Source organism: Campylobacter massiliensis, from assembly GCF_014253065.1.
GTDB classification, from domain to species: domain Bacteria; phylum Campylobacterota; class Campylobacteria; order Campylobacterales; family Campylobacteraceae; genus Campylobacter_A; species Campylobacter_A massiliensis.
In genome coordinates, this window is the sequence record NZ_JACLZK010000001.1 from 537245 (window position 1) to 563382 (window position 26138).

20 protein-coding genes and 5 tRNA genes are annotated in these 26138 nt (G+C 43.9%); all 25 read right to left on the reverse strand.

Going from position 1 to position 26138, the window contains the following annotated elements; genetic code table 11:
* Positions 1-51: 51 nt before the first annotated feature.
* The 25 genes from fusA to H7R39_RS02655 all read right to left on the reverse strand — a co-directional run bounded on the left by fusA (position 52) and on the right by H7R39_RS02655 (position 26102).
* Positions 52-2130 carry an elongation factor G gene (gene fusA / locus H7R39_RS02535; protein WP_004322130.1) on the reverse strand — a complete coding sequence of 693 codons (2079 nt, stop codon included), beginning with the start codon at positions 2128-2130 and terminating at the stop codon, positions 52-54.
* Positions 2131-2142: 12 nt separating this feature from the next.
* Positions 2143-2613: a 30S ribosomal protein S7 gene (rpsG, locus tag H7R39_RS02540; protein ID WP_002947591.1), complete on the reverse strand. Its 471-nt coding sequence runs from the start codon at positions 2611-2613 to the stop codon at positions 2143-2145.
* 75 nt (positions 2614-2688) lie between these two features.
* The gene (gene rpsL, locus H7R39_RS02545; RefSeq protein ID WP_004322129.1) at positions 2689-3096 is read right to left on the reverse strand and encodes a 30S ribosomal protein S12; all 408 of its coding nucleotides are present in this window, start codon (positions 3094-3096) and stop codon (positions 2689-2691) included.
* 99 nt (positions 3097-3195) lie between these two features.
* The gene (locus tag H7R39_RS02550; RefSeq protein ID WP_185897837.1) at positions 3196-3585 is read right to left on the reverse strand and encodes a DoxX family protein; all 390 of its coding nucleotides are present in this window, start codon (positions 3583-3585) and stop codon (positions 3196-3198) included.
* A gap of 106 nt (positions 3586-3691) precedes the next feature.
* Positions 3692-8200, reverse strand: a complete 4509-nt coding sequence (rpoC, locus tag H7R39_RS02555) for a DNA-directed RNA polymerase subunit beta' (RefSeq protein ID WP_185897838.1) — start codon at positions 8198-8200, stop codon at positions 3692-3694.
* Positions 8193-12329, reverse strand: coding sequence for a DNA-directed RNA polymerase subunit beta (gene rpoB, locus H7R39_RS02560; protein WP_185897839.1), 4137 nt, complete (start codon positions 12327-12329; stop codon positions 8193-8195). Before rpoB ends, rpoC begins: the two co-directional genes overlap by 8 nt.
* A 109-nt stretch (positions 12330-12438) precedes the next feature.
* Positions 12439-12816: a 50S ribosomal protein L7/L12 gene (gene rplL / locus H7R39_RS02565; protein WP_002947609.1), complete on the reverse strand. Its 378-nt coding sequence runs from the start codon at positions 12814-12816 to the stop codon at positions 12439-12441.
* A gap of 16 nt (positions 12817-12832) precedes the next feature.
* Positions 12833-13315, reverse strand: coding sequence for a 50S ribosomal protein L10 (gene rplJ / locus H7R39_RS02570; protein ID WP_185897840.1), 483 nt, complete (start codon positions 13313-13315; stop codon positions 12833-12835).
* Positions 13316-13425: 110 nt separating this feature from the next.
* A complete protein-coding gene (rplA, locus tag H7R39_RS02575) occupies positions 13426-14130 on the reverse strand; it encodes a 50S ribosomal protein L1 (protein WP_185897841.1) in 705 nt (234 codons plus the stop codon).
* Between the two features lie 122 nt (positions 14131-14252).
* Entirely contained in the window at positions 14253-14678 is a 426-nt protein-coding gene (gene rplK, locus H7R39_RS02580; RefSeq protein WP_004322124.1) for a 50S ribosomal protein L11, read from the reverse strand.
* A gap of 10 nt (positions 14679-14688) precedes the next feature.
* Positions 14689-15222 carry a transcription termination/antitermination protein NusG gene (gene nusG, locus H7R39_RS02585; RefSeq protein WP_100067254.1) on the reverse strand — a complete coding sequence of 178 codons (534 nt, stop codon included), beginning with the start codon at positions 15220-15222 and terminating at the stop codon, positions 14689-14691.
* 6 nt (positions 15223-15228) lie between these two features.
* Entirely contained in the window at positions 15229-15408 is a 180-nt protein-coding gene (secE, locus tag H7R39_RS02590; RefSeq protein ID WP_185897842.1) for a preprotein translocase subunit SecE, read from the reverse strand.
* A 14-nt stretch (positions 15409-15422) separates the two neighbouring features.
* Positions 15423-15498: transfer RNA gene (locus tag H7R39_RS02595), tRNA-Trp, on the reverse strand.
* Positions 15499-15506: 8 nt separating this feature from the next.
* Entirely contained in the window at positions 15507-15677 is a 171-nt protein-coding gene (gene rpmG, locus H7R39_RS02600; protein ID WP_004322121.1) for a 50S ribosomal protein L33, read from the reverse strand.
* Positions 15678-15730: 53 nt separating this feature from the next.
* Positions 15731-16930: an elongation factor Tu gene (gene tuf / locus H7R39_RS02605; protein ID WP_002947618.1), complete on the reverse strand. Its 1200-nt coding sequence runs from the start codon at positions 16928-16930 to the stop codon at positions 15731-15733.
* A 63-nt stretch (positions 16931-16993) separates the two neighbouring features.
* Positions 16994-17068: transfer RNA gene (locus H7R39_RS02610), tRNA-Thr, on the reverse strand.
* A gap of 133 nt (positions 17069-17201) precedes the next feature.
* A tRNA-Gly gene (locus tag H7R39_RS02615) sits at positions 17202-17278 on the reverse strand.
* A gap of 8 nt (positions 17279-17286) precedes the next feature.
* Positions 17287-17371: transfer RNA gene (locus H7R39_RS02620), tRNA-Tyr, on the reverse strand.
* A gap of 56 nt (positions 17372-17427) precedes the next feature.
* A tRNA-Thr gene (locus H7R39_RS02625) sits at positions 17428-17503 on the reverse strand.
* Positions 17504-17567: 64 nt separating this feature from the next.
* On the reverse strand, positions 17568-18176 hold the full coding sequence (locus H7R39_RS02630; RefSeq protein ID WP_185897843.1) for a response regulator transcription factor: 609 nt from the start codon (positions 18174-18176) through the stop codon (positions 17568-17570).
* A 10-nt stretch (positions 18177-18186) separates the two neighbouring features.
* A complete protein-coding gene (locus tag H7R39_RS02635; RefSeq protein WP_122861856.1) occupies positions 18187-19596 on the reverse strand; it encodes an HlyD family type I secretion periplasmic adaptor subunit in 1410 nt (469 codons plus the stop codon).
* A gap of 5 nt (positions 19597-19601) precedes the next feature.
* Positions 19602-21731, reverse strand: a complete 2130-nt coding sequence (locus H7R39_RS02640; RefSeq protein ID WP_122861855.1) for a type I secretion system permease/ATPase — start codon at positions 21729-21731, stop codon at positions 19602-19604.
* Between the two features lie 3 nt (positions 21732-21734).
* The gene (locus H7R39_RS02645) at positions 21735-23666 is read right to left on the reverse strand and encodes a bifunctional diguanylate cyclase/phosphodiesterase (RefSeq protein WP_185897844.1); all 1932 of its coding nucleotides are present in this window, start codon (positions 23664-23666) and stop codon (positions 21735-21737) included.
* A complete protein-coding gene (locus tag H7R39_RS02650; protein ID WP_004322117.1) occupies positions 23667-24332 on the reverse strand; it encodes a transglutaminase-like cysteine peptidase in 666 nt (221 codons plus the stop codon).
* A 27-nt stretch (positions 24333-24359) separates the two neighbouring features.
* The gene (locus tag H7R39_RS02655; protein ID WP_185897845.1) at positions 24360-26102 is read right to left on the reverse strand and encodes a TolC family protein; all 1743 of its coding nucleotides are present in this window, start codon (positions 26100-26102) and stop codon (positions 24360-24362) included.
* Positions 26103-26138: the final 36 nt, after the last annotated feature.

Consider the following 26138-nt stretch of genomic DNA (forward strand, 5'->3'; position numbering starts at 1 on the left):
AAATGGGAATTAAATTTAAAGGCGAGGATTTACATCCCCGCCAAATTCGGCTTAGCCGTTTCTTTTCTTTATAATCTCTTCGCTGACGTTCTTTGGAACTTCCTCATAGTGGTCAAATTCCATAGAATAAGTCGCGCGACCTTGCGTCATAGAGCGAAGATCCGTAGAGTAACCAAACATTTGAGCTAGCGGGCAGAAAGCCGTGATGATCTTGCTTCCGTTTCGCTCGTCCATAGAGTTTACTTGTCCGCGGCGTTTGTTTAAGTCGCCGATAACGTCGCCCATATAATCCTCAGGCGTCTCAACCTCGACCTTCATCATAGGCTCAAGGATAACCGCACCCGCCTTTCTAGCGCCCTCTTTGAAGCCCATAGAAGCAGCGAGTTTAAACGCCATTTCAGATGAGTCGACTTCGTGGTAGCTACCGTCAAATAGGGTAACTTTAACGTCCTCGACCGGATAGCCGGCAAGCACGCCGTTTTGAAGCGCTTCTTTGCAGCCTTTTTCAACTGCAGGGATATATTCTTTAGGAACCACGCCGCCTTTAATATCGTTAACGAACTCAAATCCGCTAGCCGCAGGTAGCGGCTCAAGGCGCAAGAATACGTGTCCGTACTGACCGCGACCGCCTGATTGCTTGGCGTATTTATACTCTTGTTCGACTGTTTTGCGGATAGTCTCGCGGTATGCGACTTGCGGTTGACCTACTTCGGCATCGACTTTAAACTCGCGTAGCATTCTATCTACGATGATCTCAAGATGAAGCTCGCCCATACCGCTGATGATGGTTTGACCGCTCTCTTCGTCGGTGCCCACTCTAAAGCTTGGGTCTTCTTGAGCTAGTTTTTGAAGCGCGATAGCCATTTTTTCTTGGTCGGCTTTAGTTTTTGGTTCGACGGCAACGCTGATAACCGGCTCAGGGAAGTCCATCTTCTCAAGGATAACCTTGTCTTTTTCGCTCGCGAGCGTATCGCCGGTTAGGGTATTTTTTAGACCTACGACCGCGCCGATCTCGCCCGCGTGAAGAACCGAAATTTCCTCGCGTTTGTTTGAGTGCATTTTTAGCAAGCGACCGATTCTTTCTTTATTATCCTGAACAGTATTGTAAGCATAGCTACCGCTCTCAAGGCTACCGCGATAAACACGGATAAATGTAAGCTGTCCGACAAACGGGTCGGTCATAATCTTAAACGCAAGAGCTGCAAATTCGCCGTTATCGGTGCTTTCTACCGTTACTTCGCTACCGTCTTCATAAACGCCCTTAATCGCCTCGATCTCATCCGGTGCAGGCAAATATGCTACGACCGCGTCAAGTAGGGGCTGGATGCCTTTATTTTTAAATGCCGTTCCGCAAAGCATAGGAGTTATCGTCATTCTTAAGCAACCCGCTTTGATACCTTTTTTGATCTCTTCTTCGCTTAGCTCCTCGCCTGAGAAAAATTTCTCCATCAAGCTATCATCGGTTTCAGAAACCGCTTCGATTAACTTAGTGCGGTACTCTTCAGCTTTTTCTTTTACCTCTGCAGGGATTTCTATCTCTTTATAGTCAGTCGGCTTTTTGTCGTCTTCCCAAACGTAAGCTTTCATCTTAACAAGATCGACCACGCCTCTAAAGTTATCCTCTGCACCGATAGGAATTTGAATAGGCACAGGATTTGCTTTTAGGCGGTTTCTGATTTGAGACTCGACGTTAAAGAAATTTGCGCCGATTCTGTCCATTTTATTTACAAAAACGATTCTTGGAACGTGATATTTATTTGCCTGTCTCCAAACGGTCTCAGACTGAGGCTGGACGCCGCCGACTGAGCAAAATACCGAAACAGCACCGTCAAGAACGCGCATAGAACGCTCGACTTCGATAGTAAAGTCGACGTGGCCCGGAGTGTCGATCAAATTTATCTGGTGATCTTTCCAAAAGCAAGTTGTCGCCGCAGACGTAATCGTGATGCCGCGCTCTTTTTCTTGCTCCATCCAGTCCATCGTAGCAGCGCCGTCGTGAACCTCGCCTATCTTGTGGCTCATACCCGTAAAGAACAAAATTCTTTCGCTGGTCGTAGTTTTACCGGCATCGATGTGAGCAGCTATACCGATGTTTCTAACCATATGTAAAGGGGTTTTTCTATCTGCCATACTAGCCTCCTCTTACCAGCGGTAGTGAGCAAACGCTTTGTTAGCTTCTGCCATTTTGTAGGTGTCTTCCTTCTTCTTGAAAGACGCGCCTTTTGAATTTGCCGCATCAAGTAGCTCGTTAGCTAGCTTATCGATCATGGTTCTTTCGCTTCTTTTTCTAGCAAAACCGATGATCCAGCGGATAGCAAGAGCTTGTTGGCGAGCCGGGCGAACCTCTACCGGTACTTGGTAGGTAGCGCCGCCGACGCGACGAGATTTAACCTCCATAAGAGGTTTAATGTTTTCGATAGCATCGTTAAATACATCTATACCTTTTACGTCGCCGCTTTTTTTCTCGATAGCTTTGATAGCGCCGTACATGATCTCGGTAGCGACGCTTTTTTTGCCGTCGTACATAAGAGAGTTAATAAATTTAGTGATTACCTTATTGCCGTAAATTGGATCCGGCATTACTTCCCTGACGGGAGCTTTTCTTCTTCTCATTTGATTATTCCTTCAAATTTTATAAATTTTACTCAAACCTATGCCGCTAATGGCATGGTCTGCGAACCTAAATTTTTATTTCTTTTTACCTGCTGCGGCTGCCGCTTGACCAGGTTTTGGACGTTTAGCGCCGTATTTTGAGCGAGAAACGGTTCTTTTCGCAACGCCTGCCGTATCAAGAGCGCCGCGTACGATGTGGTATTTAACGCCCGGTAAATCCTTAACACGACCGCCGCGCACTAGCACGATGCTGTGTTCTTGTAGGTTGTGGCCTTCACCGCCGATATAGCTGATCACTTCAAATCCGCTTGTAAGCCTCACTTTGGCAACTTTTCTCAAAGCCGAGTTTGGTTTTTTAGGAGTCGTAGTATAGACCCTGGTGCAAACTCCTCTTCTTTGAGGACACTCTTTTAGCGCTGGAGATTTTGACTTAAAAGTCACTTTCTTGCGCTCTTTTCTGACCAATTGATTAATGGTTGGCACAGTAATTCCTTTCGACTAAATTTATTAAAAAGACTTGATTTTATTTAAATTTGCCTTAATATAAGGTAAATTTCATCTTTAAGGCCGAGTTTTATCCTGCTAATCTTTTCTAATCGCGTACTTTCCGCTTCCGCTAAAGATAATGCAAAGCGATAAAGCGATGTAAAGATATAAAATTTCGGCCTTAAAGCCGCCGACGTTTGTAAGCTCAAGTAAATTTCCAAGTCCGTGGTAGGCGTACATTATCGTTAGGCTCGTACCGATAACGAGCAATGCTCCGATCCTTGAAAATATCCCTAGAATTATCATTAGCGGCGCAACAACCTCGCCTATATAGGAGCCGTAAGCCACAATCTCAGATAAGCCGGCTTTTGTTAAAATACTTTTTACGCCGCCTATGCCGTATAAAATTTTTGCAAAGCCGTGCATAAAAAGGCAGACGCCAAGCCCTAGCCTCGCAAATAAAATTCCCAAATCGAAATTTTTCATTTTTACTCCGAATTTTCAAATTTAAAGGATGGATTTTATCTGATTAGTTTTAAAGCGAGGCAAATTTAAGCCCCGCCGAATTTGGCGAGGCTTGCGGAGTTAAATTTTAGTTTTGTTTTAGCTTGATCTTTTGATCTTGATAAAGACCCGTTCCGACAGGGATCATGCGTCCCAGAATGACGTTTTCTTTTAAATCCTCGAGGTGGTCGATCTTGGCTGCGATAGAAGCCTCGGTTAGAACCTTGGTCGTCTCTTGGAACGATGCGGCAGAGATTACGCTGTCGCTTCCGATAGCCGCGCGAGTAACGCCTAGCAAAATAGGTTCGGCAATCGCTGGTTGTCCGCCTATTTTCATAATTCTTTCGTTCTCTTCTTTAAATCTAGCGCGAGAAATCATATCTCCGGTAATGAAATTCGTATCGCCGCTATCTACGATTTTTACTTGACGAAGCATCTGAGAAACGATAATCTCAATGTGTTTGTCCGCAATTGCGACGCCCTGAGAGCGATAAACTTGTTGGATTTCGCTAATCAAATAGTAATGTAATGCCTTTTCGCCCAGAACCCTTAAAACGTCATGGCTGGAAATTAAACCGTCGGTTAGTTTTTCGCCCGCATGGATAAATTCGCCGTCGCGAACTTGAATTTGACGAGTTTTGTCTATCAAATACTCGGCAGTTGCGCCGTCGTCAGCCTCGATCACGATGCGCTCTTTAGATCGAAGCGGCTTTTCAAACCTTACGGTGCCGTCGATTTCAGCGATGATAGCCGTATTTTTCGGACGTCTAGCCTCAAATAGCTCGGAAACGCGCGGCAAACCGCCCGTGATGTCTTTCGACTTCGCGACGGCTTTAGGCGTCTTGGCCAGGATGTCGGCTTGCTTCACTACTTCGTCGTTGGCTACGAATATCGCGGTTTTTGGCTCTAGCTGATAGCGGATCATTTTGCCTTCATCGGTACTGATCACGATCGTAGGCTTGATGCCAGAAGGCAGATACTCGTTGATAACCAAACGGCTCTGGCCGGTCGCCTCGTCATACTGCTCTGCGGCGCTATAACCAGGCTCGATATCCTCATATGTCACTCTACCTGCAGCCTCGGCGATGATCGGCGTAGAGTACGGATCCCACTCTGCTATGACGGTTTTTTCTTGGCTCTCAGGCTCAGAGATGACCGCTTTGCTATCCACGATGTCGCTATCGTTTGCTTTGATGATAGAGTTTCGCGGGATATAGTAGCGAACCGCTTCTCTGTCGTCCTCATCGGCAACTACGACAAATAATCCTTTTTCAGTTACGACGTGACCCTTTTTGATATTTCTTAAGCGCTCTAAATAATCGCCCTTTAGGATATAAAATTTAAGCACGCCGTTTGCGCCCGCAAGGATTTTCTTAGCGATCGGCTCGCCGTCTTCTACCTTTATCTCGCTAGCAAACGGGATACGTTTCGGTACGTTCCAGCCCTCTTTGATGACTTCTGCGATACTTTCATTCTCTTTAACAATGTCGCCATCGGCATAAGGGATGTAAATTTTACCCTCAACCTTACCGCTAACGCCAGCTAGCTCGTTAGGTTTGGCCAGATCGCCTCTTCTTAGAGTATATTTTACCTCTTCTTTTTTACCTTTTACGATGATGTTTACGTCCTCGTGAGCGATCTCGATCTCGATCTTTCCGTCAAACGGAGCTTTGATCTTAGGCTCGACGAGCAAGACGGCCGAGTTTCTGCGATTTGCTACGATTCTCTTGCCGCCGTTTTCGTAAACGTTTAGATTGTAGTATCTTATAAAGCCCTCTTTTTGCGCGACGACTTGGTAGTCTTGCTGCTCAGTCGATGCCGTACCGCCGATGTGGAAGGTTCTTAGCGTTAGCTGAGTGCCAGGTTCGCCGATAGACTGAGCCGAGATGATGCCGACGGCTTCGCCCGGTTTTACCAGCTTTCCTTCGCCCAAATTCACGCCGTAGCATTTCGCGCAAACGCCTTTTGCGGCTTTACAAGTTATTGGAGTCCTGATGCTTACCGATTTTATACCCGCTTCGGTTATCGCTTTGGCTTTTTCTTCGTCTATTAGCGTACCTTCGCTAAATAGCACCTCGTTTGCTATCGGATCGATCACGTCGTCGGCTAGCACTCGGCCTAAAATTCTCTCTTCCAAGCTCTCGATAAGCTCGCCGTTATCGGTGATCTCGGTGATCTCAACGCCCTCGTGAGTACCGCAGTCGTGCATAGTGACTTTCACGTTTTGCGCGACGTCGATTAGCTTCCTGGTTAGGTATCCGGCATTCGCCGTTTTTAGCGCGGTATCCGCAAGACCTTTTCTGGCACCGTGGGTTGAGTTAAAGTACTCAAGAACGTTTAGACCTTCGCGGAAGTTTGATATGATCGGCGTCTCGATGATCGAGCCATCAGGCTTCGCCATAAGACCGCGCATACCGGCTAGCTGGCGAATTTGCGCCGCAGAACCTCTCGCGCCGCTATCGGCCATCATATAAATCGAGTTAAACCCGCCCTTGTCCCCCTGGATAAGCTTCATCATCTCACCCGCGACGACGTTATTCGTATCTGTCCAAATGTCAATGATTTTATTGTATCTCTCGGAGTCTGTTAACAAGCCCGCGCCGTACTGATTTTGTATCTCGCGGACTTTTTTCTTGGCTTCGTTGATATATTTTTGTTTGCTGTCAGGCACGATGATGTCAGCAATAGAGATCGAGATGCCGGCTTTTGTCGCATAGCGGAAGCCCAAATTTTTGAGCTTATCCAAAAATCCCGCCGTTACCTCAAGGCCGCCGTTTTTATAAACGTAATCAACCAAATTTGCGATATCTTTTTTCTTCATAACCCTGTTCCACATATTTTCAGGAACAAAATCAGGCAGAATCGAGCGAATGATCAAGCGACCCGCAGTCGTAAACAGCGTCTTGCCGTCGATCATCGTTTTGATTTTCGAGTGCACTTCTAGGCAGTGCGCTTCCTCGGCAATCATTACTTCATCTACGGATGCGAAAATTTTGTTCGCTCCCTTGCTATCGGTCTTTTCTAGGCTTAGGTAGTAAATTCCCAAAACCATATCCTGGCTAGGAACCGTGATAGCCTTACCGCTTGCAGGAAGCAAGATATTCATCGAGCTAAGCATCAAAATTTTGCACTCTGCGATAGCTTCCTGAGATAGCGGAACGTGAACGGCCATCTGGTCGCCGTCGAAGTCCGCGTTAAATGCGGCGCAAACTAGTGGATGTAGCTGGATAGCCTTGCCTTCGACAAGCACCGGGTGAAACGCCTGGATAGATAGTTTGTGAAGCGTCGGAGCGCGGTTTAGCATGACCGGGTGATCTTTAACGACCTCCTCTAGGCACTCCCAAACCTCGTTCGTCTTATCCTCGATCATTTTCTTAGCTTGTTTTACCGTCGTAGCATAGCCCTTCTCCTCGAGGCGAGCTAGCAAATGCGGCTTAAACAGCTCAAGAGCCATTCTTTTCGGTAGTCCGCACTGATCCATGCGTAGTTTTGGTCCGACGACGATAACGGAACGACCGGAAAAATCCACGCGCTTACCGAGCAAATTTTGGCGGAAGCGACCTTGCTTACCTTTAATGATCTCAGAAAGCGATTTTAGAGGGCGTTTGTTTGCGCCTTTTACAGCATTTGCGCGTCGTCCGTTGTCAAATAACGCATCGACGGATTCTTGAAGCATACGCTTTTCGTTTCTTATAATAATCTCAGGCGCGTCAAGCTCCATAAGGCGTTTTAAACGCGCGTTTCTATTTATAACGCGGCGATACAAATCATTTACGTCAGAAACCGCAAATTTGCCGCCGTCAAGGCTGACAAGCGGGCGAAGATCCGGTGGAAGGACCGGCAAATTCGTAATCATCATCCACTCAGGACGGTTACCGGAATTTAAAAAGCTCTCAACGACTTTTAGTCTTTTTACTATGGTTTTTTTCTTGGCTTCAGAATTTGTCGCGCTGATCTCATCTTTTAGGGTATTTAAAAGCTCGACCAAATCGATATTTGCTAGTAAATCGCGGATAACTTCGCCGCCCATCCTAGCTCTAAATCCGCTCTCTTCAAAGCGAGAAGCCAAAGAGACATATTGCTCTTCGTTTAAAACGTCGAAAATTTCTACCTTTTTGCTACTTTCGGTATCGTAAAAGGCGTCGCCTACGCTCTCGACGATATACGCCTCGTAGTAAAGCACGCGCTCAAGATCTTTCATCTTTATGCCAAGTAGCGTTCCTATGCGGCTTGGGAGCGAATTTACGTACCAGATATGCGCAACCGGAGTCACGAGCTCGATGTGGCCCATTCTAGAGCGGCGCACCTTTGAGCTAGTTACCTCGACGCCGCATTTTTCGCACTTGATGCCTTTGTAACGCATTTTTTTATACTTACCGCAAAGGCACTCGTAGTCGCGGATCGGACCGAAAATCTTAGCGCAAAATAGACCGTCGCGCTCAGGTTTTAGCGTGCGGTAGTTTATGGTTTCGGGTTTTTTAACCTCGCCATGGCTCCATGACTTTATCCTCTCAGGGCTAGCCAAACGAAGCTGAAACGCTTCAAAATCGCGCGGTCTGCGTTCTTCTTTTATCTCAATAGGTTTTAACTCACTCATTATTTTCATCCTCATCGTATATCTCGACATCAAGCGCCAATGATTTTAGCTCGTTTGTTAGAACGAAAAATGTCTCAGGAATACCAGTTTCAGGCACATTCTCGCCTCTAGTTAGGGCTTTATACGCAGACAAGCGTCCCTCGACGTCGTCTGATTTGACCGTTAGCATCTCGCGAAGCGTATGAGCCGCGCCGTATGCCTCAAGCGCCCAAACCTCCATCTCTCCGAATCTTTGTCCGCCAAATAGCGCCTTACCGCCGACCGGCTGCTGAGTAACAAGGCTGTACGGTCCCGTACTTCTAGCGTGGACTTTTTCGTCGACTAGGTGGTGAAGCTTTAGCATATACATACATCCGACGTTTACGCGTTCTTTGATCTTTGAGCCCGTGCGTCCGTCGTAAAGCTCGGTCTTGCCGTCCATATCGATCTTAGCTAGCTCAAATAGTTTCATTAGCTCATCAACCCTTACGCCCTCAAATATAGGCGTGGCAAATTTGACGCCGTTAGCCCAATCTCTAGCGTAATCCAAAAGCTGCTCTTCGCTCATTTTGCCTAGAGTCTTTTTAGCATCCATAAATTTAGATGCCGAAGCTATCTCGATCATTTTAGCTCGTAGCTCTTTTATCCACTCGCCTTTTTTCTCTTGGAAAATTTGATTTATCTGCTCGCCCAAGCGGTAGCCGACAAGCCCCAAGTGGCTTTCTAAAATTTGACCGATATTCATACGACTAGGAACGCCTAACGGATTTAACACGATATCGACCGGCTGACCGCTCGGTAGATACGGCATATCGACTTCTGGGACGATGTTTGAGACGATACCTTTGTTTCCGTGGCGGCCCGCCATCTTATCGCCTACTTTTAGCTTGCGCTTGGTCGCAATGTAGACTTTGACGAGCTTAACTACGCCGCTTGGCAAGATGTCGTCTTTTTCTAAAATTTCCATCTTCGCGTCATGCTCTTCTTTGAGCTTTTTCTTCTCGTTTTGGAAATGATTTTTTATGTCATCGTATGATTTTTGAACGTCTTTTGAAAAGCCTTTAACGATCGCGCTTAGAGTAAAGCGGTTGATGTTTTCAAACTCCTCTTTATCGATCTTTTCGCCTTTTTTATAGGTTTTTTTACCGATAGTTTGAGCCGAGCTTAAAGGCGTTTTGCAAAGCAGAGCGCCCACTTTTAGCATCTCTTCGCGGTCTAGCATCAAGAGTCTATCATGGTGTTCTTTTTCAAAAGCCGCTTTTTCTTCTTCATAAACTTTATTTGAGCGATTATCTTTTTCGTGGCCTTTTTTAGTAAAAATTTTAACGTCTACGACGACGCCTTCCATAGAGGCCGTCGCGTAAAGGGATTTATTTACCACGTGACCGGCTTTTTCTCCAAAAATCGCGCGAAGCAAGCGCTCCTCAGGCGTCGGCTTAACCTCGCCTTTTGGAGAAACCTTACCGACTAGAATCATGCCGGGTTTTACCTGCGTGCCGATTTTTATTATACCGCTATCATCAAGATGAAGCAGATCTTCCTCTTTGATATTCGGGATGTCTTTAGTAATCTCCTCAACGCCGTCTTTTAGCTCGCGCGCTTCGATCTCTTTTTCGTAAATGTGCACGCTCGTAAATGCATCCTCTCGGATCATTTTTTCGCTAATTACTATCGCGTCCTCGTAGTTATAACCGTTCCACGGCATGAAAGCTATAAGGGCGTTTTTACCGATAGCCAGCTCGCCGCGCTCCATAGACGGACCGTCGGCTATGATCTGTCCAGCCGCTACGCTTTCACCTTTTTTAACGATAGGATGCTGAGAAAAGGTCGTATTTTGGTTGGTTCTTAAATTTTTCTCCATAGAGTAGTGATCGATATACGGACCAGCCTCGTCTTCGCCGAGGATAAAGATATTTTTATTGTCCACCTTTTCAACCACTCCCGCGCGTCTGGCCTTGATCGCCTCCCATGCGTCGCGAGCTACGGTGCTCTCCATACCCGTACCTACGATAGGAGCGGATGAGCGAAGTAGCGGTACCGCTTGGCGTTGCATGTTTGATCCCATTAGGGCGCGGTTTGCGTCGTCGTGTTCCAAAAACGGAATAAGCGATGCCGCAACTCCAGCTATCATGCCGGAGCAAAGGTCGATGAGTTTAACGTCCTCGCGTTTAGCTAGTATCATCTCGCCGTCTTGTCTAGCTTCGATCAAATCCTCTACTATATAGCCGCTCTCGTCAAGCACCGTCGAAGCTGGAGCGATGACCAAATTTTCCTCTTGAGTCGCCGTTAGATAAACGATCTCATCGGTTACCTTGCCATCTACGACTTTTTTATACGGAGCTTCAACAAAGCCTAGATTATTTACCTTTGCATAAGTAGAAAGGGTGTTGATAAGACCGATATTTTGACCCTCCGGAGTCTCTACCGGACAAATTCTACCGTAGTGAGTCGGGTGAACGTCGCGCACCTCAAAGCCGGCTCTATCTTTAACAAGACCACCTTCGCCAAGTGCCGAAAGTCTGCGTTTATGAGTAACTTCGCTAAGCGGGTTGGTCTGATCCATAAACTGGCTCAACTGACCGCCGGTGAAAAATTCCATTATCGTCGTGGTTATCATTTTTGGATTAACCAAATCGTAAGGCATAATCTCTTCGGTATTACCCAGTGTCGTAAATTTATCCCTGATAGCCTTTTGCATTTTTACAAAGCCCAGGTGAAGCTCGTTTGCCAAAAGCTCGCCGATAGAGCGTATACGACGGTTGCCGAGATGATCGCGATCGTCAATATGTCCTTGCCCGTTTTTGACCTTTATCAAATATTTTGCCGTTTTTATAATGTCTTCATTGGTCAAAACCGTTACGTATTCAGGCACCTCAAGCGCTAGCTTGTGGTTCATTTTCATACGACCGACACCCGTCAAATCATATCTTTCAGGGTTAAAAAATAGATCGTTTACGAAAGCGCGAGCAGCGTCTTTAACAACCGGTTCGCCTGGACGCATAACTTTATAAATTCTTATTGCTGCAAGATCGTTTTCATCGTCGACGTTTTCGGTTTGACGTAGTAGTTTTAGCGTCTCGTTATCGGCGATAAACGAATTTATGATCGCATCATCCACGCCTGCAGCTAGGTCGTTTGCTATCTCGATACTCTCTTGATCAGCCAAAATTTTAACCAATTTATTTTCATCAAGCTGTGCAAGAGTATCATAAAGCACCTCGCCGCTGTTTTTGTCAATAACCGGGTGAGCCAAAAACCTATTTACCAAAATTTCAGTCGGATACTCGACAAATTTGACGCCGTCGGCAATAATCTTGTCGGCCTTTTTCTTGGTTAGTCTTTTGCCGGCCTCGTGCAAAACGTTGCCCTCTTCGTCTTTTATGTCGTATTCGACTCTACCCTGATAGTCATCCGGATTAAACGGAGTCAAAAATTTGTTATTTTTTATCGTTAGCGTTTGTATCGGATAAAATAGTTTAATAATATCTTGTTTTTTGTATCCAAGCGCTCTGAATAGGATAGTTACAGGTACTTTTCTGCGCTTGTTTATACGTACGTAAAGTACGTCTTTTGTGTCGTACTCAAAATATAGCCAGCTACCGCGATCAGGAATGATTTGAGCCGTATAAATAAGCTTATTTACGACCGTCGGGCTTTCTTCTTCTTTAAAGATAACGCCGGGACTTCTGTGAAGCTGATTAACCACGACGCGCTCGACGCCGTTAATAATAAACGAAATTCTATCCGTCATCAAAGGAATTTCGCGAACGAAAATTTCTTGCTCTTTTATATCTTTTATGCCGATCTTCTCACCTGTTTTTTCATCTCTTTCGTGAACGATCAACCTTATTTTCATTTTTAAATTTACAGAATAAGTAAGCCCGCGCTCCATGCACTCTCTGATCGTATATTTTGGTTTTCCGATTTCAGAGCTTACGTATTCCAAGCTTAAGCGGTTTTGCGGATCATGTATAGGAAATATTGATTTGAAAACTTTTTCTATACCGCTTTCGCCTTGATTTTTATCTACGTTTAAAAACTGGTCAAAACTCTTTTTTTGTAATTGTAGCAGGTTAGGAACATCAATCTCTTTGGTAACATTTGAAAAATCAACTCTAAGACGATTTCCTGAGTATAAACTATTTAGCATATTCTACCTCATGGTATAAGTTTGAAAGAAAGTAAATAACCGCACGTCTGCGGCATCTTTGTAAAAATTAAATAAGGAGGCGTCGCCTCCTTTGTAAAAATAAGTGAAATTATTTAAGTTCGACTTTAGCGCCAGCTTCTTCAAGCTCTTTTTTAGCTGCTTCAGCCTCGTCTTTGCTAACGCCCTCTTTGATAACAGAAGGAGTTTGCTCAACTGCGTCTTTAGCCTCTTTGAGGCCAAGGCCTGTAAGAGCGCGAACAACTTTAATAACGTTAATTTTCTTGTCGCCGCCGTCGACTAGAACAACGTTAAATTCTGTTTTCTCTTCAGCCGCATCGGCTGCGCCGCCTGCTGCTGCGCCGCCTGCTACCATTACCGGAGCAGCGCTTACGCCGAATTTCTCTTCAAATTCTTTTACTAGTTCGCTTAGCTCTAATACTGAAAGATTAGAGATAAATTCTAATACGTCCTCTTTAGTAATTGCCATTTTTTATCCTTTTATATTATGCTGATTTTTCTTTTTTTTCTTTAAGCGCATTTAGTCCAATAGTGAAATTTTGGATAGGCGCGTTCCAAACTTGCAAAAGCATCGCAAGCAACTCATCACGGCTAGGCATCTTAGATAGAGCCTTGACCTTCTCGACGCTTGCAACCTCGCCATCGATATGAGCGGTTTTGATTTTAAATAGCTCGCTATTTGTTTCTTCAAATTTAGCCGCAACTTTAGTAGCTGAAAGCTGATCGCCCCAGATAAATATATTCGTATCTTTCAAAACCATACCGGATTTTTCGATATTATTAAGAGCGATGTTTGCAAGAGTATTTTTTACGATTTGAACTTTTACGTTTAAAATTCTAGCCGCATCTCTCAAAGCCTCTAGCTTTTTAGTGCTAAGACCGCGATAATCGCAAACTATAATCGCTTCATTTTCTTTAAATTCGGCTTCAAGTTTGCTGATTATTTCAGATTTTTCGTTTCTCGTCATCTAGTTTTTCTCCTTTCCGACTAGTGATTTCAAGCAGAGCGGCATAAAAGCACGATTAAGCAAAAGCCTCTGCTATCTCCAATCTAAGATAAAAATTTATTAGCTAAAAATTAGCGTAGATCCATAAGCTCTTGAGTCTCAAGCAGAACAGAAGGGCTCATAGTTAATGATAAAGCGGCGCTCTTAATATATCTACCTTTTGCTGCCGCAGGTTTTTGTCTATTTACTGCCTTGATAAGGGTTGAAATATTATCGTTTAACTGCTCTTTTGAAAAGCTAACTTTACCAAGGCCGGCGTGTATATTTCCTTGCTTATCTACGCGGAAATTAACTTGACCACTTTTTGCGTTATTAACCGCCTGAGCTACATCCATAGTAACAGTGCCTGTTTTTGGGTTTGGCATAAGACCTTTTGGCCCCAAAATTCGTCCTACTTTACCAACCAAGCCCATTAAATTTGGAGTGGCAATAAGAACGTCAAAATTCATAATTCCCTTTTGGATATCTTCGACAAGTTCATCGCTACCGACTATATCAGCACCGGCAGCTTTTGCTTCGTCGGCTTTCGCATCCTTTGCTATAACTGCTACGCGAACGGTTTTGCCGGTTCCCGCAGGAAGGACAACTGAGCCTCTAACCATTTGATCTGCATGTCTTGGATCGACGTTAAGTTTTAATGCTATTTCGACTGTTTCGTCAAATTTAGCGCTTTTTAGTAATTTTACAGTATCGATAGCTTCTGCTAAAGAGTAAGTTTTAGTGGTATCAACTTTTTCAAGTAGCTTACCAAATCTTTTTGTAGTTTTTTTTGACATTAATTTCTCCGCATTTTTAAATTTTATGCTTCCACATTGCCAAATTTAAAACACACGCGTCATAAAATATTAACGCGTGTTTATAAATTTAACTTTAAAAAAATCCTTATGTGGTAAAAGGATTAATCTACTACCGTAATTCCTATTGAACGAGCTGAGCCAGCAATAATTTTAGCTGCTTGCTCTCTATCTTTAGTATTTAAGTCGGCAATTTTTTTCTCAACTATTTCAAGCACCTGAGCTTTTGTAAGCTTAGCTACTTTGTTTTTTAACGGATTATCCGAACCTTTTTCTATGCCTGCAGCTTTTTTAATCAAATCCGTAGCAGGCGGCTGTTTTGTGATAAATGTAAAGCTTCTATCTGCATAAACAGTAATAACAACTGGAACCCTAAAGCCAGCCATATCTTTTGTTCTTTCGTTAAATGCTTTACAAAATTCCATAATATTAACGCCTTGCTGACCAAGTGCCGGACCTACCGGAGGGCTTGGGTTTGCTTTTGCGGCAGCAATATGTAATTTAATTTCGCCTATAACTTTTTTAGCCATAAACTTCTCCTTATACTATCTTCTCGACTTGTGAATATAAAATCTCAACTGGAGTACTTCTGCCAAATATCGAAACATTTAGTCTTAGTTTTCCATGTATCATATCGTACTCTTCTACTATACCGGTAAAATTCGCGAAAGGTCCTTCTGTAATACGAACATTTTCTCCATTATCAAAGAAAATTTTTGGTTTAGGAGCAGCTCGCTTTTGGACTTTTTCTAAAATTAAATTTATATCTTTTTCGCTTAACGGCGTAGGTTTTTTTGCCTCGCCTATAAATCTACCGACCTTAGGAAGAGACTGAATTTTGTGCCAAAGAGCTGTATCCAAATCAAGATGCGCAAAAGCATATCCCGGATAAAGACTTCTTTCGTTTATTTTTTTCTTACCGTTTTTGATTTCTATTACATCTTCAGTAGGAACTATTATCTCTTTTAGTTGTTCTTCAATGTGATTATCTCTAACCAGATTTTCAATAGCTCTTTTTACACTCATTTCACTACCGGCATAAGTTTGAATTGCATACCATTTATGTGCCATAATTCAACCTTAAATCAGCTTTGAAAGAGAAAAAGACATAATTGCATCAACAAGAGCTAAAAAGAGCGAAACAATAGCCACTACGGCAAAAACTGTTATAAAAGCATTTCTTATTTGCTCTTTGACGGGAAAAATTACCTTTCCAATCTCAGCGCGAGAAAGCTTTATATAATTTATTATTTTTTCCATTTTTAACCTTTTGATGGCAGGGCAAGAGGGATTCGAACCCCCAACCATTGGATTTGGAATCCAGCGCTCTACCGTTGGAGCTATTGCCCTAGAAAGCCTTAGCTCTTTAACTTAACTTCTTTATGAACAGTATGTTTTTTTAATCTTGGGCAATATTTTTTTAGTTCTAATTTTTCAGTTGTTGTCTTGCTGTTTTTTACTGTAGTGTAATTTATATCACCTGATTCAGAACATTTAAGACCGACTTTTATTCTATTACCTTTTGCCATAAATTCCCTTCAAAAAAGCGGAGAAGAATCTCCGCTAAAAATTACAAATTAGTTTATGCTAGAATCTTAGAAACAACGCCTGAACCAACAGTTCTGCCGCCTTCGCGGATCGCAAAGCGAGTTCCCTCTTCAAGAGCAACTGGCGCAATAAGCTCAACAGTTATCTTTAAGTTGTCACCAGGCATAACCATCTCTGTTCCTTCTGGAAGAGTGATAGAACCTGTAACATCAGTCGTTCTTACATAGAATTGCGGTCTATAGTTATTAAAGAATGGAGTGTGGCGTCCACCTTCTTCTTTTGTTAAAATATAAACTTCGCCCTCAAATTTAGTGTGAGGAGTAATTGATTTAGGTTTGCAAAGAACCATACCGCGCTCAACATCTTCTTTTTTTGTGCCTCTTAGAAGAACGCCTACGTTATCGCCTGCTTCACCTTGGTCCATTTCTTTTCTAAACATCTCGACGCCGGTAACTGTAGTAGTTTGAGTTGGTCTAATACCTACGATTTCGATGGTATCGCCGACTTTTACCACACCTTTTTCAATTCTACCGGTAACAACCGTACCGCGACCAGAAATAGAGAAAACGTCCTCAATAGGCATCAAGAAATCTTTATCTGTTGCGCGTACTGGAGTTGGAATATACTCATCAACTCTAGCCATAAGCTCAAGAACCTTTGCAGACCATTCGCCGTCTGTTCCAGCCTTAGCCTCATTAAGAGCTTGTAGAGCCGAGCCTGCTACGATTGGAGTATCGTCACCAGGGAAGTCGTACTCGTTTAGAAGCTCGCGAATTTCCATCTCAACTAGTTCAAGAAGCTCAGCATCGTCAACCATATCAGCTTTGTTCATGAAAACAACGATATATGGAACGCCTACTTGGCGAGATAGCAAGATGTGCTCTCTGGTTTGAGGCATTGGGCCGTCAGCAGCAGAAACAACCAGGATAGCACCGTCCATTTGAGCCGCACCGGTAATCATGTTTTTAACATAGTCGGCGTGGCCTGGGCAGTCAACGTGAGCATAGTGGCGATTTTCAGTCTCGTACTCGATGTGAGAAGTAGCGATGGTAATACCGCGCTCTTTTTCCTCTGGAGCATTGTCGATATTATCATAGTCTTTTAACTCAGCAAGACCTTTTCTTGAAAGAACAGCAGAAATTGCAGCTGTCAAAGTTGTTTTACCATGGTCAACGTGACCGATAGTACCGATGTTTACGTGTGGCTTGTTACGTGAAAATTTTTCTTTTGCCATCTCTTCCTCCGTAATGATATTTGCAATTCAAATTTATGCTTAATTTTACTTCTCTAAAATCCGTGGAGCTCATAGCGGGACTTGAACCCGCGACCTCTTCCTTACCAAGGAAGTGCTCTACCTCTGAGCCATATGAGCGCTATAAACGCTTGGCGTTAGAGAATTTTTGAAAAGCATAAACAACTAAATGAAATTAAAAAGGTGTGCCGTAGAAAATGTATAAAATTTAATATTTTTATCATCTTACAGCTCCCAGTTTAGTTCCAAAATCTGGAGCGGGAAACGGGGCTCGAACCCGCGACCCTCAGCTTGGAAGGCTGATGCTCTAGCCAACTGAGCTACTCCCGCGCGTAGCATGGTGGTGAGACGTGGATTCGAACCACGGAAGACATAGTCAGCAGATTTACAGTCTGCCCTCGTTGGCCACTTGAGTATCTCACCCTATTTTAAAAATAAATGCTTTGCAATGGTATTTCTGGTCAAACACTGTTATGAAATGGAGCTGGTGAACGGACTTGAACCGCCGACCCACTGCTTACAAGGCAGTAGCTCTACCAACTGAGCTACACCAGCATCCTGATTTATGAAAGTTGGATTATAGCCCAATTTCTTTTCAAAGTCAAGGTTTTTAAGAAAATTATTCCATTTTTTGCATCAATAAAATCAAATTTATCCTATCTTTCGCTCCCGTTTTTTCAAAAATAGTGCCTACATGCGCTTTTACCGTCCTTACGGTTATTTGCAAAATCTCAGCGATTTCTTGATTTGTTAGCCCTTTATAGACTAGTTCCGCTATCTCTTTTTCCTTACTTGTTAGCTTTTCTAGTAAATTTGACGAATTTGATGGCAAAATTTCCTTCGTCATCATTTGTATCATATTTTGTATAAATTCCGGATAGAGCCAAACCTCGCCCCTTTTGATCGCTTCGAGTGCATCTTGAAAATGCACCTCAAGCATACGCGCGTTTGCATAGCCCTTTGCACCAAGGTGCAAAAACTCTCTACCTTCGTTAAATTTAGGCTCATGAGAAAGTATCAAAATTTTAATGCCCTCCTCAGCGCTCAAAAGCTCTCTTGCTTCTTTGTCGGCATCCCAAATATCCACGCAAACTACGTCGTGGTTCTTATCGTAAGCAAGCTCTAAAAATTTATCTTTTTCCTGCGTGACCACGACGTCGCGTCCGACCAGCTTATCTTTTATTTCGTTTATTACGGCTGCATTTCCTGAATACGCCAAAATTCTCATATCCGCGCTCCTATCGTTCTCTCAAAGCGTTTTGTTTAGCTTTTAATATCGGTTTTAGTAAATAATCAAGTACCGTTTTTTTACCGGTTATAATGTCGGCGCTAGCTATCATGCCCACCTTGATGCGAAGCGGTCTATCTTCGCTTCCTAGGTAGTTTTTCTCGGTCGTTATCCTGACTAGATAGTAGCTCTCGCCAGTTTTTTCGTTTGTTTCCGTGTCGGCCGAAATTTGCGTCACTTCGCCCTCTAGTCCGCCGTATATCGCAAAGTCGTAAGCGGTAAGCTTAACCATCGCTTTTAGTCCTTGTCGCAAAAACGCCACGTCCGCAGGCTTTACCTTTACCTCGGCTATCAAGCTATCCTCGACAGGGACGATCTCGGCGATATCCATGCCGGGCTTTATGACGCCAGAGACGGTATTTACCATCAGTTTGCTCACTATGCCGTCCACCGGCGAGCGTACGAGCGTTCTTTCTACTTTGTCGCTCAAATTTACCTGGCTTTCATTTAGCCTAGAAATTTCAGCCGAAACTTCGTTAAATTCTTTCTTTGCGCTATTTTGAAAGGCAAGCTTGGCTTCGGTTATTTTATTTTCCACCTCTTTTATCGTGGACTGTACTCTAGGGATAGAGAGTTTCGCTGCGCTTAGCTCGCCCCTTAGATCGTTTACGCGTCTTTGGAGTTGCAAGTACTCAACCTCGCTCACAAGCCCTTTTCTAAATAACGGCTCGGTTATCTGCTTCTCTTTTTGTAGTAGATTGTAGCTGCTTTGAGTCTGGTCGATCTTGCTCTCAAGCTCCCTTAGCTCGCTTTGGCGCTGTTTTATTTGCTCCTCTAGGATGCCGATTTGCTCCCTTAGCCTTGCTTTGTTCGTATCGTAAAGACTCTTTTCAAATCCGACGAATCGGTCGTAGTCCTTATCTCCCGTCTCTTTAGCATCAAATTCCTCGTCGTTTGACTCGGCGTAAAGGCGCAAGTATTTTGCCTGAAGCTCGTTTAGTCTAAATTTGGACTCGCCGTAGACGCTAGAAAAGCTCTTGTCGTCGATTTTTAACAAAATTTGATTTTTCTTTACTTCATCGCCCGCGCGGACGTAAATTTCCTCGATTATGCCGCCTTCTAAATTTTGCACGATCTGATTTTTGCCGGACGGGATTATCTTGCCGTTGCCGCGGGTGATCTCGTCTATCTGCGCAAACGACGCCCAAACCACTAGCCAAAAAACGGTTATGGCGACGATGTATAAAATTTTCCTAGATCCCGACGGCGCCTTAGCCAGCACCGCCTCCGACAAGCTCGACATAAAGCGAAGATCGTTTGCGTCGTAGTTTTTAGACTGGATGATCTTTTTTATATTTTGAGTCGAAGCTTCTAAATTTTGCCCGATATTTTCTTGTATTTCTAAATTTTTCTTATCCATGCTCGCTACTTTCCGCCAAGCTTAGCTAAAATTTCATCTCTCGGCCCATCTAGCAATATCTTGCCGTTATCGACGACGATGAGTCTATCTACTAGCTCGAGCAGAGACGTTTTGTGCGTGATAAGCAGCATAGTTTTATCTTTCGTGTTAAATTTGAGATTGTTTTTTAGCTTATTTTCCACGCTGCTATCAAGGGAATTAGTCGGCTCGTCGAGCAATATAATCGGACTATCCAGCAAAAATGCGCGCGCTACGGCGATAGCTTGGCGCTGTCCGCCGCTTATGCCCTCGCCACGTTCATGTACCGGCATATCAAAGCCTAGCGGATGCGCGTCTACGTATTCGTCTACGCCGCTAACCTTTGCCGCGCGGATAATCTGCATATCATCGACGTGCGGGGCTTTGTAGACGATGTTGCCTCTTACCGTGCCTTTAAATAAAACCACGTCTTGCGGGACGTAGCCGATATTTCGGCGCAAGTCGGCCGGATCGATTTGATTTATATCGATGCCGTCTATCAGGATCGAGCCCTCAGTCGGCGAATAAAGCCCCAAAATAAGCTTTTCGATAGTTGTTTTTCCAGAGCCGTTTCTGCCGATGATGCCCACCTTTTCGCCTGCGTTTATAGTAAAATTTACCCTATCTAGCGAGGCTTTGGTGCTTTCAGGATAAGTAAAGCATACGTTTTTAAACTCGATCTTGCCGTTAAAGGTATTTCTGCGGACGAATTTTTTACCCTCTGGACGCTCGACGGGCATCTCCATTATCTTTTTTAGGCTTTCGTAGGCGGTTTTCGTCTGCTCGTAGTTTGCCAGCAGGCTCGCAAACTGCCCCATCGGAGCGATAGCGCGCGAGCTAAGCATCACGGCCGCGATGAGTCCGCCCATCGTGAGCTTAGTGTCTTGTATCATATAGACGCCAAAGACGATGATTCCGACCGTATTTAACTGCACGAAAAACGACGTAACCGTATTTATCGACGCCGAGATTAGCTTTGATTTTATGCTTTTGTTTGCTATCTCGCCGGTGGCCTCTTCCCAGTTCCACTGTACGTTTCCGGTCGCGCCCATGGTTTTTATCGTCTCAAGGCCGTTTAGTGTCTCGATCAAAATTCCGTTTTTCTTCGCGCTAGCCTCAAAAGTACTTTTTATGCTGGTTTGGAGCGGATTTTTAATAAAAAGCGTGTAGCAAAGCACGGCCGCCATAAAAAACAGCGGCACAACCACCAAATAGCTCGCGATAAAATAAGTAATCAGCAAAAACAGAATCGCAAACGGAAGGTCGATGAGAACGGCCAAAGTGCTTGAAGTGAAAAAATTTCTAACCGTGTCGAATTCGCGAAGGTTATTAGCAAACGAGCCGACCGATTTTGGCTTAACGGAGAGCTTTATATCCATCACGCGCTCAAAAAGTAACGAGCTCATGATGATGTCGCTTTTCTTGCCAGCGACGTCTAAAAAATACGTGCGTATAAATTTTAAAAACAGATCGATAAGATAAACCACGCCCACGCCAAGAGCTAGCACCCAAAGCGTCTCTACGGCGTTATTCGGCACGACTCGGTCGTAAACGTTCATCGTAAAAAGCGGACTGGCTAAAACGAATAAATTTATCACTATACTAGCTACGATAACGTCGATGTAAATTTTTCTCGAGCGCTTTAGCGTACCCCAAAACCAGTGGCTAGTTTTGGTATCTATCAAATTCGGCTTGTTATCCTCGGGGATAAATTCGCGCTTTAGCAGGTAGCTATAGCCCAGATACTCCTCTTTTAGCTTTTCGATTTCTATCAAATTTGAGCCGTTTGGCATATCGGGAGTTATGATTTTAGCGTGCGTTTTGCCTTCAAAACTCTCTAATATACAAGCCTTTTTGCCGCGCAAAAGCAGGATGCAAGGCAGCACCAAGGGCGAGATATCCTCGACCCGTTTATTTACCAAACTTGAAACAAACCCCGCTCTAGCCGCCGCTCTGGTAAAAAGCGATTTCGAGCCACTAAGCGAAAAAAGCTCGATATCTTCGTTTTCGTTCGTCGGTAGCCCGGCCACCAGCGCATCGGCGGTGTATGGGTTGTTGTGCAGCTTGGTAAATATCACCAAACAATCAAGCAGTTCGTCGTTTTTCTTTTCTTGCATTTTTTATCCGATATTTTCTATTTGAGATATGAAAATACCCTGCAAATAGTCGATTTCTAGGGTATGCAGTCTCTTTTCTTGCTCTTCGTTTTCTACGCCCATGGCTATGATTTTTACGCCCTTGCTTCTCATCATCGCTTCAAACGAGCTTCTTTGCTCGGACGTTCTCTCGCCTAAAAAGTCTATTAAATTTGCCACCGGGATTTTGACGTAATCAGGACTAACGGCATTAAGCCTTTCGATACTTTTCGCGTCAAATCCGAAGTGATCTAGTCCAAAGCCAAAACCAAGAGCGCGCAATCTCTGGTGAAGTCCGTCAAGAACCGCCACGTCGATGTCGTCTTTGTTCGGGATCTCGATGAAAATTTTAGCGGGCGCGTATCGTCTTATCTTTTTGAGCGCATTTTCAAGCTCGGTAAAGTGCTGAGTAGAGTTTAAGATATCCTTGCCCAAATTTAGCGCGTATTGCATAGTTTTAAGCTTACCGTCTCTTAGCATATCGGCAAATTTGTTTAAAACGTAAAGGTCGATATCTACCGCCATCTTTAGCTCGTTTACCATCGGCATAAAGTAGCTCGCCGTCTGCCATCTACCATCGCCGTCGACGAGCCTGATAAACAGCTCGCAGTGCGCTATCTCAGCAAAATTTGACGCCACTTTTTGTCCCGCAAATTTAAACATACGGTTTTTAAGAGAGGTTTCGATGAGCTCTTTATACTCCTCTTTTCCTAGCATGATCTCTTTGTCGCTCTTATAGATCAGGGAGGAGAAATTTGAGCCCTCTTTAGCTCTTGCTAGCGTGATGTCGGCCGTTATGAGCACGTCTTTTAGCGGAGTTTTCGGTCCGTAAGGCACGATCGCGGCAAAGACCGGATGCTTGTCCATATCTACGTTAAATTTGATAAATTCTTCTTGTATCGTTAGTAAAATTTTATCGGTTATGGCTTTGACGTTTTGCGTAGTTAAATTTGCGGCTACGATCATAAAGTCATCGTCGTTTAGCCTAGCCCTCAGCATACCTATGGCGTTTTGGGATATTATAGACGCGATGGTTTTTATAAGCTTTTGCTGCGCATTAAAGCCGATCTCTTGTTTTAGATCTCGCAAATCTTTGCAAGTTATCATCGATGCGGCGCCGCTTGAATACTCCTCGCTCGAGATGTAATCTTTAAAGTTATTTTGCAAATATCTTCTGTTAAAAAGTACGGTTTCTTCGTCTTTATAAAGTAGCTCTTCATATTTGCTTAGCGTCTTGGCGCTTTGCTCAAACACGTCCTTAACGCGCGTTATCATCACGTTCATCGCAAGGACGACCTGCCTAATATCTAGCGTAAAAGGAATTTTTTCCTGCAAAATAAAACTATTTTGCAGTATGGCCTCGGCTTGCTTTTGAACCTTTTTGAGCGGGATAAAAATTATCTTTACGCCAAAATAGCTAATAAGCAGAGCCGATAGCGACATCACGAAAAGTACAAAAAAAACTTTTTTAACTATGTTGTAAAGCTCGTAATAAGCGATACCGGTGTTGCTTTGCACGTAAATAGTGCCGAATTTACTCCAGCCGAGCATTATCTCGCTTTGCGCCACCGGAGCTTCTAGTTTTACGTTTTTTACGAACCACTCGGGAACGCTATTTACCACTAGAGGCTGCGAGTTTTCTATCAGCGTCTCGCCGTCTACTCCGGCTAGCTTTATCATCGAGTAGTATCCGCTGTCAAATACCGAATTTATCATCGTTTCAATGCCGGATAAATCATTTGGATTTGCTACCGACGCTATGGCAAGACCTAGCGAATTTGCCGTGTGCTTGGCGTTAGTGCCTAGCTGAGCGGAAATATAGTCGTTCGTCGTCGTAAAATTTAAAATCCCGACGGCTACGAAAATAACCAACATAAAGGAAATTATCGCCAGCATTATTTGTTTTAAAAGCGTCATCTATCCGTCCTCTTTCATTCTGTCGACTAAATTTAGCCATTTTGGATTTTGTTTTTTGTTTCCGCCGGGGATGGCCTGCCCCAAGCCTTCTTGTTTTGATAAAAATAGCGAATCGCCGTTAAAACTATAAACGGGCGCTAAATCTTTTCTTTGCGTAGCTATTTTGATGTTTGGGTTGATATTGTCTAAAACTAGCGGTATGGACTTTGGGCTATCATAATAAGATAAAACCATGTGCGCTTGGTTGTAATCAAGCGCCTTTACGTAAGTGAAATAAAGCTTTTGCGTGGAAACGCCGAGCTGCTTTAGGGTGAAGTACTTCGCCGTAACGAAATCCTCGCAATCCCCGGCGCCCTTGCCCAAAAACTCCATTCTCGTAGCCCAGTAGTCTTTTTGTCCCCAAACTTCCCTGTCGTCTTTCCACTGTAAGCGGTTAAAAAAATCATTTACTTTTACGAGCTTTTCTTGCTCCGTGGCGTCCTTTAAGCTCACCATGAGCTCGTTTAAGGCAACCACTCTTTTTTTGGCGTTTTGGCCGTAAACTTTAGCGATCTTGTCGTAGGTGGAGGCTTTTATAAACTCGCCTCCCGCAAAAATCGCGAACACAAAAAGGGCGCTCGCTAAAAACGCCCTCCTGTATTTGCCCGCGCTTATGCCAAATTTCATAAAATTTATCTAAATTTTAGTCTAAGACTATCTTAGATCCTCGGCTATCGAGCACGCGCCTTGGATATATTTTTTAGCAAATCCAGGCTCGAAGCTATCGGTGATCATGCCCATATTATCAAGAAGCCTAAATTTAGCGTATAAAAGCTCTTTTTGAGTATTTACGATCTCAACCAAAGCGTTGTTGTATTCGCTCTCGGCGTCAAGCAAATTTATAAGATCGCGTCTGCCGATCCTAAACTCGTCCCTATACGCATCAAGCGTCTCTTTTGCGTATTTTACGTGCTCGTTTAGATACTCAAGCCTTTTTTGATTTAGCACGTAAGTCTGCCATGAAAATTTTAGACTCTCTGAAAGCTCTCTTTTTACTCTCTCAAGCCCGTGAGATGACTCGGTAACGGCTAGGACGGCCTTTTCTTTCTCTAGCTTGTCTGAGTTTTTGTTGTAAAGATTATATTTTAATCTTAGCAAAACGTCGTAAGAGGTATCTTTATAATCGTCGTAAAATACATCGTTTCTCTCGTGATTTGCGCTGGCTTCGAGATCCACCTTCGGTCTAAAAGCAGCGTTTTTCTCATTAACGACCGATTGATTCATTTTTATGTTTGCATCTTGCAAAAGAACGCTCGGGTTACATTTCATAGCGATGTTATATACCGCGCTTTCGCTTCCCGGTAGCGGCAACTCAAAGCTTGGAGCGACCAAATTTTCCGCCGCGATTCCTTTACCGTAAAGTTTCTCAAAGGTGCTTAGAGCGTCGTTGTAGTTGTTTTCGCGAGAGATCAAATTTGCCTGAGCTAGCGTGAGGCGAGAGCCGGCCTGTCTCTCCTCAGAGCCCCTAGCAAAGCCCGAGCTTGTTCTATCTTTGATTTGAGAGTAAATTTCCTCGTGAGTTTTTACGTTTGATTGTGCGATCTCTAGCAACTCTTTAGTTTGAAGCACGGTGATATATGCGTTTGCAAACTCAAGCGTAAGTCTGTCGGCTTTTTGCGCTACGCTGTAAGCGGCAGCATCCATCCTATGGCTTTGAGAGATCATTCTATTTTTATCGGCTCCGCCGTTGTATAAATTTTCCGTTAGCGTCGCATTTGCCGTAAGCCTTTTGCCGCTACCTTTTTGTACGGTTATGCCGTTATCTATTTTTTCTTTTCTGTAGCCGTAAGTTCCGCCGATATCAAATGTCGGATAGTACGCGTTATTAGCGATATTTAGGTCTTTTCCGACTTGCATATAGGCATATTCGGTCTCTTTTAGGCCCGGGTTTTCAAGAAGCAAATTTTTAACCGCCGTATTTAGGCTCACTTGACCGCTCTCTTGCGCACCGTTTTCAAGATAGGCAGCTCCCATCGGCTCCGGCGCTTCTTTAAACGTCAAATCTTGTTTTTTTCTTAGACCCGGCTTTGGAGCTTTAGCGGCATCTTTGCTTTCGCCAAAATTTTGCGTTTCATCGCCTGAAGAAACAGAATCTTTAGCGACTGCGCTATAAGCGTCTACGTATCCTGCCGCCTTGATTTTAGCGGTTAAATTTTTAATACTGTCTTTATCTAAAGACTTGGTTCTAACGGCTACGGCGCGGTATTTACCGAAAGTTCCGCTTACTACTTTTTCCACCCCGTCAAAGTCGCCCACCTTGCGCTCTACGCTAGCTCTGGCGTTCTCTATCGCTTCTTCTTTTACGTCGTCGCCGAAGCTGCCCACAAATACGTTATATTCGTCATTTGCGAACAACAAACCGCAAACTAAAAAGCTAATCGCTGCTGCTTTTCTCATAGAAATCCTTTGTAATTTATTTTAAATTAACGCTAA

Excerpts from the sequence above, each read along its gene's own strand:
- fusA (WP_004322130.1), bottom strand. The coding sequence starts at position 2,130 with ATGGCAGATAGAAAAACCCCTTTACATATGGTTAGAAACATCGGTATA.
- rpsG (WP_002947591.1), bottom strand. The coding sequence starts at position 2,613 with ATGAGAAGAAGAAAAGCTCCCGTCAGGGAAGTAATGCCGGATCCAATT.
- H7R39_RS02550 (WP_185897837.1), bottom strand. The coding sequence starts at position 3,585 with ATGAAAAATTTCGATTTGGGAATTTTATTTGCGAGGCTAGGGCTTGGC.
- rpoC (WP_185897838.1), bottom strand. The coding sequence starts at position 8,200 with ATGAGTGAGTTAAAACCTATTGAGATAAAAGAAGAACGCAGACCGCGC.
- rpoB (WP_185897839.1), bottom strand. The coding sequence starts at position 12,329 with ATGCTAAATAGTTTATACTCAGGAAATCGTCTTAGAGTTGATTTTTCA.
- rplL (WP_002947609.1), bottom strand. The coding sequence starts at position 12,816 with ATGGCAATTACTAAAGAGGACGTATTAGAATTTATCTCTAATCTTTCA.
- rplJ (WP_185897840.1), bottom strand. The coding sequence starts at position 13,315 with ATGACGAGAAACGAAAAATCTGAAATAATCAGCAAACTTGAAGCCGAA.
- rplA (WP_185897841.1), bottom strand. The coding sequence starts at position 14,130 with ATGTCAAAAAAAACTACAAAAAGATTTGGTAAGCTACTTGAAAAAGTT.
- rplK (WP_004322124.1), bottom strand. The coding sequence starts at position 14,678 with ATGGCTAAAAAAGTTATAGGCGAAATTAAATTACATATTGCTGCCGCA.
- secE (WP_185897842.1), bottom strand. The coding sequence starts at position 15,408 with ATGGAAAAAATAATAAATTATATAAAGCTTTCTCGCGCTGAGATTGGA.
- rpmG (WP_004322121.1), bottom strand. The coding sequence starts at position 15,677 with ATGGCAAAAGGTAATAGAATAAAAGTCGGTCTTAAATGTTCTGAATCA.
- tuf (WP_002947618.1), bottom strand. The coding sequence starts at position 16,930 with ATGGCAAAAGAAAAATTTTCACGTAACAAGCCACACGTAAACATCGGT.
- H7R39_RS02630 (WP_185897843.1), bottom strand. The coding sequence starts at position 18,176 with ATGAGAATTTTGGCGTATTCAGGAAATGCAGCCGTAATAAACGAAATA.
- H7R39_RS02635 (WP_122861856.1), bottom strand. The coding sequence starts at position 19,596 with ATGGATAAGAAAAATTTAGAAATACAAGAAAATATCGGGCAAAATTTA.
- H7R39_RS02640 (WP_122861855.1), bottom strand. The coding sequence starts at position 21,731 with ATGCAAGAAAAGAAAAACGACGAACTGCTTGATTGTTTGGTGATATTT.
- H7R39_RS02645 (WP_185897844.1), bottom strand. The coding sequence starts at position 23,666 with ATGACGCTTTTAAAACAAATAATGCTGGCGATAATTTCCTTTATGTTG.
- H7R39_RS02650 (WP_004322117.1), bottom strand. The coding sequence starts at position 24,332 with ATGAAATTTGGCATAAGCGCGGGCAAATACAGGAGGGCGTTTTTAGCG.
- H7R39_RS02655 (WP_185897845.1), bottom strand. The coding sequence starts at position 26,102 with ATGAGAAAAGCAGCAGCGATTAGCTTTTTAGTTTGCGGTTTGTTGTTC.